This window comes from Nocardia farcinica (assembly GCF_029867845.1).
In the GTDB taxonomy this organism is placed as follows: domain Bacteria; phylum Actinomycetota; class Actinomycetes; order Mycobacteriales; family Mycobacteriaceae; genus Nocardia; species Nocardia farcinica_A.
Genome location: NZ_JARWRU010000595.1, coordinates 1 through 8,188, shown reverse-complemented (window position 1 = coordinate 8,188; position 8,188 = coordinate 1). Strand labels below are relative to the sequence as shown.

Below are 8,188 nucleotides of genomic sequence, written 5' to 3'. Positions count from 1 at the left end.
GCATAGGTCTCGGTGGTGGAGTTCGGGTCGAAGCAGTCCTCGTCGAGCAGGCCGACCACCTGCTCGCCGCCCTGCCAGCCCGCCGCGTACTGTCCGCGCGCGGTGGTCTCGTCCAGCGGCTCCACCAGTTTGGTCGCCGAGAGCACCTTGATCTTCTCGGCCTGCAACTGCTTGGGTTCGAAGCTGATCGGCTCCTCCATCGCCACCAGCGCCAGCAGTTGCAGCAGATGGTTCTGGATCACGTCACGCGCCGCGCCGATGCCGTCGTAGTACCCCGCGCGACCGCCGAGACCGATGTCCTCGGCCATGGTGATCTGCACGTGGTCGACGTAGTTGGCGTTCCAGATCGGGTCGAACAGCTGGTTGGCGAAGCGCAGCGCCAGGATGTTCTGCACCGTCTCCTTGCCGAGATAGTGGTCGATGCGGAAGACCGTCTCCTCCGGGAACACCCGGTTGACCAGGGCGTTCAGCTCGACCGCGCTGTCCAGGTCGTGCCCGAACGGCTTCTCGATGACCACCCGCCGCCACGGCTGCCCGCCGTTGGCGTCGGGCTCGACCGGGCCGGCCAGCTTGTGCTCGGAGAGCTGGTCGAGCACCAGCGGGAACATGTCCGGCGGAATCGACAGGTAGAAGGCGTGATTGCCGCCGGTGCCGCGCTCCTTGTCCAGCTGCGCGAGCGTCTGGGCCAGGGTGGCGAAGGCGGCGTCGTCGTCGAAGGAACCCTGCACGAACCGGATGCCCTCTGCGAGGTGGTCCCAGACTTCCTGGCGGAACGGGGTGCGCGCGTTCGCCTTGACCGCCTCGAGCACCACCTGCGCGAAGTCCTCGTGCGCGTAGTCGCGGCGCGCGAACCCGACCAGGGCGAAACCGGGGGGAAGCAGCCCCCGGTTCGCCAGGTCGTAGATGGCGGGCATCAGTTTCCGGCGCGAGAGATCACCCGTGACGCCGAAGATCACCAGGCCACACGGGCCCGCGATCCGCGGGACCCGCTTGTCTCGTTCGTCGCGCAGCGGATTGCGCCAGGCCTTCGCGGCCCGTGCCTCGGCGGACCGGGCTCCGTTCGCCCGGGCGGAAGCCGTGCCCGCCACGCTCAGCTCTCGCTACCGGCCGCGCGCAGCTCCTGCGCGGTGGCGGTCAGCAATTCCTCCCAGGACTGTTCGAACTTCTCCACGCCCTCGCGTTCGAGCTGCGCGAACACGTCGTCCAGGTCGATGCCGACCGACTTCAGCCGCTCGAACACCTCGGCCGCCTCGGCGGCGGTGCCGCTGACGGTGTCGCCACGGACCTCGCCGTGGTCGGCGACGGCCTCGAGGGTCTTCTCCGGCAGGGTGTTGACCGTGTTCGGCGCGACCAGTTCGGTGACGTAGAGGGTGTCCGGGTAGTCCGGGTTCTTCACACCGGTCGAGGCCCACAGCGGGCGCTGCTTCAACGCGCCCGAGGAGGCCAGGTGCTTGTAGGTGGACGCGTGCGCGCCCGCGTTGTCGAACACGTCCAGGTACTCGGCGTAGGCCAGCCGGGCGTTGGCCACGCCCGCCTTGCCGCGCAGCGCCAGCGCCTCCTCGGTGCCGATCGCCTCCAGTCGCTTGTCGATCTCGGTGTCCACCCTGGACACGAAGAACGAGGCGACCGAATGAATCCTGGCCAGGTCGTGACCGGCGGTGCGGGCCCTGCGCAGGCCGTCGAGGTAGGCGCCCATCACCGCGCGGTAGCGCCGCACCGAGAAGATCAGCGTCACGTTCACGCTGATGCCCTCGCCGATCACCGAGGTGATGGCGGGCAGGCCCGCCTCGGTGGCCGGGATCTTGATGAACAGATTCGGCCGGTCGACGGTCTTCCACAGGTCGATCGCCTGGGCGACGGTCTTGTCGGCGTCGAAGGCGAAGCGCGGGTCCACCTCGATGGACACCCGGCCGTCCTTGCCGCCGGTGGTCTCGTACACCCCGGCCAGCACGTCGCAGGCCTCGCGCACGTCGTCGGTGGTGATGGTGCGGATGGCCGCGTCGGCGTCGGCGCCCGCCCCGGGCAGCTCCTTAAACAGCTCGTCGTAGGCGTGGGCCTTGCTGAGCGCGCCCTGGAAGATCGTCGGGTTGGTGGTGACCCCGACGACGCCGCGGGTCTCGATCAGCTCGGCGAGATTGCCGCTGCGGATGCGATCGCGCGACAGATCGTCGAGCCAGACCGACACCCCCGCCGCGGCCAGTGCCGCGATGTTCTCGTTCTGTGCCATGGCGCTTGCTATCCCTTCACGTTCTCCAGCGTGCGCTGCGCGGCCGCGACGACGGCTTCCTCGGTGAGGCCGAACTCGCGGAACAGCGTCTTGAAGTCCGCCGACGCGCCGAAGTGCTCGATCGAGACGATCTCGCCCGCGTCACCGGCGAACCGGTGCCACGGCATCGCGATACCGGCCTCGACGACCACGCGGGCGCGCACCGAGGGCGGCAGCACTTCGTCGCGGTAGGCCTTGTCCTGCGCGTCGAACCACTCCACGCACGGCATCGAGACCACGCGGGTGCCGATGCCCTGCGCCTCCAGCGTAGTGCGCGCGGCCACCGCCATCTGGAGCTCGGAACCGGTGGCGATCAGGATGACCTGCGGGGTGCCGGTCGAGGCCTCGGCCAGCACGTAACCGCCCTTGGCGACGCCCTCGTAGCTGGTGCCCTCCAGGATCGGCAGGTCCTGGCGGGTCAGCGCCAGCGCCGACGGGCCGTCCTGGTGCGGCGGCTCGGAGACCGAGAAGTGCGAGCTGTGCTCGGCGGAGTCGCGTTCGAGGATGGTCCGCCAGGCGTAGGTGGTCTCGTTGGCGTCGCCGGGCCGCACCACGTTCAGGCCGGGGATGGCGCGCAGCGCGGCCAGGTGCTCGATCGGCTGATGGGTCGGGCCGTCCTCGCCCAGGCCGATGGAGTCGTGGGTCCACACGTAGATGGCGGGCACCCCCATAAGCGCGGCCAGCCGGACCGCGGGGCGCATGTAGTCGCTGAACACCAGGAAGGTGCCGCCGTACGGGCGGGTCGGGCCGTGCAGGGCGATGCCGTTGAGGATCGCGCCCATCGCGTGCTCGCGCACACCGAAGTGCAGGGTGCGGCCGTACGGCTCGGCCTTCCACATACCGGTGGAGATGGCCTCGGGGCCGAAGCTGGGCTGGCCGGGCATGGTGGTGTTGTTGGACTCGGCCAGGTCGGCCGAGCCGCCCCACAGCTCGGGCAGCACCGGCGCCAGCGCGGCCAGCACCTTGCCGGAGGCCTTGCGGGTGGCCATGCCCTTCGGGTCGGGCTCGTGCACCGGCAGCGCGTCGGTCCAGCCCTCGGGCAGCCTGCGCGCGGCCAGGCGGTCGAACAGGGCCTTGTGCTCCGGGTTGGCCTCGGCCCACGCGTCGAACCGCTCCTGCCAGGCCTTGTGCGCCGCCGCGCCGCGCTCGACGGCCTTGCGGGTGTGCGCGATGACGTCGGCGTCGACCTGGAAGGTCTGCTCGGGATCGAAGCCGAGCGCCTTCTTGGTGGCGGCCACCTCGTCGGCGCCCAGCGCGGCGCCGTGCGAGGCGCCGGTGTTCATCTTGTTCGGGGCCGGGTAGCCGATCACGGTGCGCAGCAGGATGATCGACGGCTTGTCGGTCACGGCCCTGGCCGCCTCCACCGCCGCCTCGATCGCCACCACGTCCTCGCCGCCGAGCACGGTCTGCACGTGCCAGCCGTAGGCCTCGTAGCGCGCGGCCACGTCCTCGGTGAAGGCGATGGTGGTGTCGTCCTCGATGGAGATCTTGTTGTCGTCGTAGAAGACGATCAGGTTGCCCAACTGCTGGGTGCCGGCCAGCGAGGACGCCTCGGCGGTCACGCCCTCCTGCAGGTCGCCGTCGGAGGCGATGACGTAGATGTGGTGGTCGAACGGGCTCTGCCCGGCGGCGGCGTGCGGGTCGAACAGACCACGCTCACGACGCGCGCCCATCGCCATGCCGACCGCCGAGGCCAGACCCTGGCCGAGCGGGCCGGTGGTGATCTCCACGCCGTCGGTGTGCCGGAACTCCGGGTGGCCCGGCGTCAGCGAGCCCCACTTGCGCAGGTTCTTCAGGTCCTCCAGCTCCAGGCCGAAGCCGGCCAGGTACAGCTGGATGTACTGGGTGAGGCTGGAGTGACCACACGACAGCACGAACCGGTCGCGGCCGACCCAGCTCGGATCGCTCGGGTCGTGGCGCATCACGCGCTGGTAGAGGGTGTAGGCCAGCGGCGCCAGGCTCATGGCGGTGCCGGGGTGGCCGTTGCCCGCCTGCTGGACGGCGTCGGCGGCGAGGACGCGGACCGTGTCGACGGCCTTGGTGTCGAGATCGGTCCAGTCGTCCGGGTGGTTCGGCTGAGTGAGGGCGCGGATGTCGTCTGTCACTGACACGACCGGGATTCTCCTGACATAGGGTCTCGCAGGCGGAAGAGGCGATTTACCACAACACCCTAACTTGTGGCTGCCTGGTCGAACGGCGCGGAGGCGGGCCTGTGGGCGGGGCGAACCCCGGCAGGGTCTACCATCCTTTGTAGTAGTGGCCTGGCCGCACGGGTTGTGCGTCCGTGAACAGCGAGAATCGAGCGGGCTGCTTTTTCTATGCCGGATTGGATGCACAGCGTGCGAGGAGTGACAGTGCGGATCGGTCAACAGCCCGGTGCCGGTGGAGGTGCGCACGGCTCCTCTCCGGCAGTGCTCGCCGATCGCTTCACCGGAGACGGCCTGGCCTCGCGGGCGATGCGCCGGGTGCTGGCCTATCTGGCGCTGACCAAGCCGCGCGTGATCGAGCTGCTGCTGGTCGCCACCATCCCGACGATGCTGCTCGCCGATCGAGGCGAGGTCGACATCCGGCTCATCCTGGTCACCCTGTTCGGCGGCTGGATGGGCGCGGCCAGCGCCAACACCCTCAACTGTGTGGCCGACGCCGACATCGACAAGGTCATGAAGCGCACCGCCAAGCGGCCGCTGGCCAGGGAGGCGGTGCCCACCCGCAACGCCTTCGTCTTCGGCCTGACCCTCGGCGTGGCCTCCTTCGCGTGGCTGTGGTGGCAGGCCAACCTGCTCAGCGGCGCGCTGGTGGTGCTGACCATCCTGTTCTACGTCTTCGTCTACACCCTTGGCCTCAAGCGCCGCACCGCGCAGAACGTGGTGTGGGGCGGCGCGGCCGGATGCATGCCCGCCCTGGTCGGCTGGGCGGCGGTCACCGGCACCATCGGCTGGCCCGCGATCGCGTTGTTCGCGGTGATCTTCTTCTGGACGCCGCCGCACACCTGGGCGCTGGCCATGCGCTACAAGGAGGACTACCGCGCGGCCGGCGTGCCGATGCTGCCGGTGGTGGCCTCCGAGCAGACCGTCACCAAGCAGATCGTCATCTACACCTGGCTCACGGTGCTCGCCACGCTGGTCCTCGTCCCCGCGACCGGCGTGATCTACACCGCCGTCGCGGTGGTGGCCGGCGCCTGGTTCCTGCTGATGGCGCACCAGCTGTACTCCGGCGTGCGCCGCGGCGAGTCGGTGAAGCCGCTGCGGCTGTTCCTGCAATCGAACAACTACCTCGCGGTGGTGTTCTGCGGCCTCGCGGTGGACTCGGTGCTGGGCTGGGACACCATCGGCAGCTTCTTCAGCTGAGTTCTTCCGACTCGATCGCGCCGATGTAGCCGTCCGGGCGGACGAGCACACGGACCCCTTCGGTCGCGGCGTACGCCGCGTGCGCGTGTCCGTCGACATCCAGCAGATGCGGGCCGTCGACCCGCGTGCCAGGGCGGACGACGGTAGCCGTGCTGCGCGCGGTCTCCCAGGCGGCGCTGGTCAACGACGAATTCGCGCAGCAGGTGGCGGTGTTCGGGGCCGGGCAGCGCGCCGATGTCGCCGATCACGTGGCGGACTTCGCCGAACGCGGGCGGCGGCTGCCGAGCACCGCCGATGCCGGCCTGGCGATGATGTTCCTGCTCGCGCAGAGCCTGCTGACGGCAGTGGAAGAAGGCAGCGTCGAACTGACCGACGAGCAGGCCGTGGAGGGTTTGACCCGTTTCGTGTACCGCGGCCTCACCGGCAGGGATTACTGAGGCGCGCCGCTCGTTCAGGGGATGAGCACGATGGATCCGGTGGTCTTGCGGCCCTCGAGATCGCGATGCGCTCGTTCGGCCTCGGCGAGGGGGTAGGTGGCGCCGACGCGGATCGTCAGGCTGCCGTCTGCGATGGCTTCGAGGACGGCGCCCGCGCGCCACAGGATCTCCTCGCGGTCGCGGGTGAAGTGGGCGAGGCTGGGCCGGGTGAGACAGACCGAGCCCGCCGCGTTGAGGCGCTGCGGGTCGAACGGCGGGACCGGTCCGCTGGCGGCGCCGAACAGGGCAAGCGTGCCGCGCACCCGCAACGAGTCGAGACTGGCGTCGAAGGTGTCCTTGCCGACCCCGTCGTAGACGGCGGCCACGCCCTCGCCGTCGGTCAGGGCGCGCACTCGCCCGGCCAGGTCGGGGCCGTAGCGCAGCACCTCGGCGGCGCCCGCCTCGCGGGAGAGCTCCTCCTTCTCGTCGGAGGAGACGGTGGTGATCACCCGGACGCCGCGCGCGACGGCGAGCTGGGTGAGGATCAGGCCGACGCCGCCCGCACCCGCGTGCACGAGCACGGTCTCGCCCTTCTCCGGCTTGTACACCGACTCGAGCAGGTAGTGCGCGGTCATGCCCTGCAACAGCACCGAGGCGGCCACCGGCGGGTCGATGCCCTCGGGCACCGGCACCACCACGTCGGCCGGGACGGTCACCTGTTCGGCGTAGCTGCCCGGACCGGCCGCCCACGCCACCCGGTCACCGACGGCGACATCGCGCACCCCGGCGCCGACCTCGCGCACCACGCCGGTGCCCTCCGAGCCGGGAACGTAGGGCAGGTCGGTGGGGTAGAGGCCGGTGCGGAGGTAGGTGTCGATGTAATTGACACCGATCGCCTGCGTCTCGACCAGCACCTGGCCGGGGCCGGGAGCGGGGTCGGGCAGTTCGGTGGCGACGAGGACTTCGGGTCCGCCGTGTTCGGAAACCTGAATGGCGCGCATGGATCCAGTTCTACCCCGGCCCGCCCTCGCCGAACCGGACAGGTCGGCCACCGGTCGCGTCCTACCGGTCGGTAAACTCGCTCACATGAGCGTTGAGACCGCCCCCGCCCGCGTCGAAGTGCCGAGCTCCGTGGTGAATTCGGTCAAGGGCTTCGTGGCCGCCCACGGTGGTTCGGCCACCGCCGTCCTGCAGCCGATCGGCCGCGTCGGCGTCCGGGTCACCCTGGTCGGGGCCGATGGTGTGCTCGGCGACCGGGTCGTGGCCGACCTGCCCACCGCGCACAAGCTGGTCGAGATCGTCGACGGCCTGACCGCGAGCGAGGAGTGGGAGCGCGAGCTCACCTCCGTGGTGACCCCGCGCAAGGGCCACTGGGCGAAGATGGCCGGCTGGGTCGCCGGGCAGAAGCGCTTCCCGAAGGCGCGCAACGAGAAGTAGCCGCCGGTGCGCTGATTCGCGGTGAAGAACTCGCCGCGAGTTACGCATACTTTGTCGCGCCCCCATCCGCCGGGTTAGCGTTTGCGTACGCGGCTGTACCTAGAAACCGGTCGGCACGCGTCGAGGCGATCGGGCAGCGGGATGGCACGGCGAGTGAGCAGTGAATCGGTGGTCGCGGGCAGTACTCGCTGCGACCGCTGTGGGTCGGTCATGCGGTGCGCCGTACGACAGGCCATCATCGACGGGCGGTTGCGCTCCGAAGTCGAGAGCACCTGCGCCGCCTGTGGCAACGGGTGGGCCACCTGCTCGGACGGTGCCGACGACTATGTGCGCTCGGCCCTGCTGGCCGCGCACGGACCGAGCCGCCTGCGGCTGGCGGACGGCCCCTTCGACGACGACGCGCTGCTGTTCGGCCTGCTGCGCCGATACGGCGGGGGCGGACTGTTCGAGGTCAACGCGAAAGTCGCCGAGTTGCGCACGATCGGCTGCACCGGCACCGCGGTGGAGATGGAACTGCTGGCGCGCGTGCTGCGCGCCGCGGGCTACTCGGTCGTCCTGGAGGGGCCACGGCCCAGTGGTCAGACCGGCGACACCGCCTGATCGCGCGCACTCGGGGCGGAGATCGAAGCGGTCCCGGTTTCTCTGGTGCGCAGCGACGCCCACAGCGCCGCGGTGGCCGCGGTGCCCGCGGCCGCACCGCCCACGGGGCACACCACCAGCAC

Annotated in this window: 8 protein-coding genes; 4 read left to right on the top strand and 4 right to left on the bottom strand. The window is 70.4% G+C overall.

Features of this window, described 5'->3' with window-relative positions; genetic code table 11:
- From zwf to tkt, 3 genes are all read right to left on the bottom strand, one after another.
- The coding region (zwf, locus tag QH283_RS13005) for a glucose-6-phosphate dehydrogenase (protein WP_280503259.1) at positions 1 to 1,010 on the bottom strand (1,010 nt) is incomplete at its 3' end.
- 80 nt (positions 1,011 to 1,090) lie between these two features.
- Entirely contained in the window at positions 1,091 to 2,227 is a 1,137-nt protein-coding gene (tal, locus tag QH283_RS13000) for a transaldolase (RefSeq protein ID WP_280503258.1), read from the bottom strand.
- Between the two features lie 8 nt (positions 2,228 to 2,235).
- Positions 2,236 to 4,377: a transketolase gene (gene tkt / locus QH283_RS12995; protein WP_280503257.1), complete on the bottom strand. Its 2,142-nt coding sequence runs from the start codon at positions 4,375 to 4,377 to the stop codon at positions 2,236 to 2,238.
- A 243-nt stretch (positions 4,378 to 4,620) separates the two neighbouring features.
- Here tkt and QH283_RS12990 point away from each other — a divergent pair, with 243 nt between their 5' ends.
- Positions 4,621 to 5,613 (top strand): heme o synthase, encoded by a 993-nt coding sequence (locus QH283_RS12990; RefSeq protein ID WP_280503256.1) that lies wholly within the window; start codon positions 4,621 to 4,623, stop codon positions 5,611 to 5,613.
- A gap of 149 nt (positions 5,614 to 5,762) precedes the next feature.
- Entirely contained in the window at positions 5,763 to 6,050 is a 288-nt protein-coding gene (locus QH283_RS12985; protein WP_280503255.1) for a hypothetical protein, read from the top strand.
- A gap of 14 nt (positions 6,051 to 6,064) precedes the next feature.
- Here the strand turns inward: QH283_RS12985 and QH283_RS12980 are convergent, their stop codons facing one another.
- The gene (locus QH283_RS12980) at positions 6,065 to 7,030 is read right to left on the bottom strand and encodes a quinone oxidoreductase family protein (protein WP_280503254.1); all 966 of its coding nucleotides are present in this window, start codon (positions 7,028 to 7,030) and stop codon (positions 6,065 to 6,067) included.
- An 85-nt stretch (positions 7,031 to 7,115) separates the two neighbouring features.
- Between QH283_RS12980 and QH283_RS12975 the strand changes: the two genes are divergently transcribed.
- Entirely contained in the window at positions 7,116 to 7,466 is a 351-nt protein-coding gene (locus QH283_RS12975; protein ID WP_280503253.1) for a hypothetical protein, read from the top strand.
- 153 nt (positions 7,467 to 7,619) lie between these two features.
- Positions 7,620 to 8,066 (top strand): hypothetical protein, encoded by a 447-nt coding sequence (locus tag QH283_RS12970; protein ID WP_280503252.1) that lies wholly within the window; start codon positions 7,620 to 7,622, stop codon positions 8,064 to 8,066.
- Positions 8,067 to 8,188 lie beyond the last annotated feature (122 nt).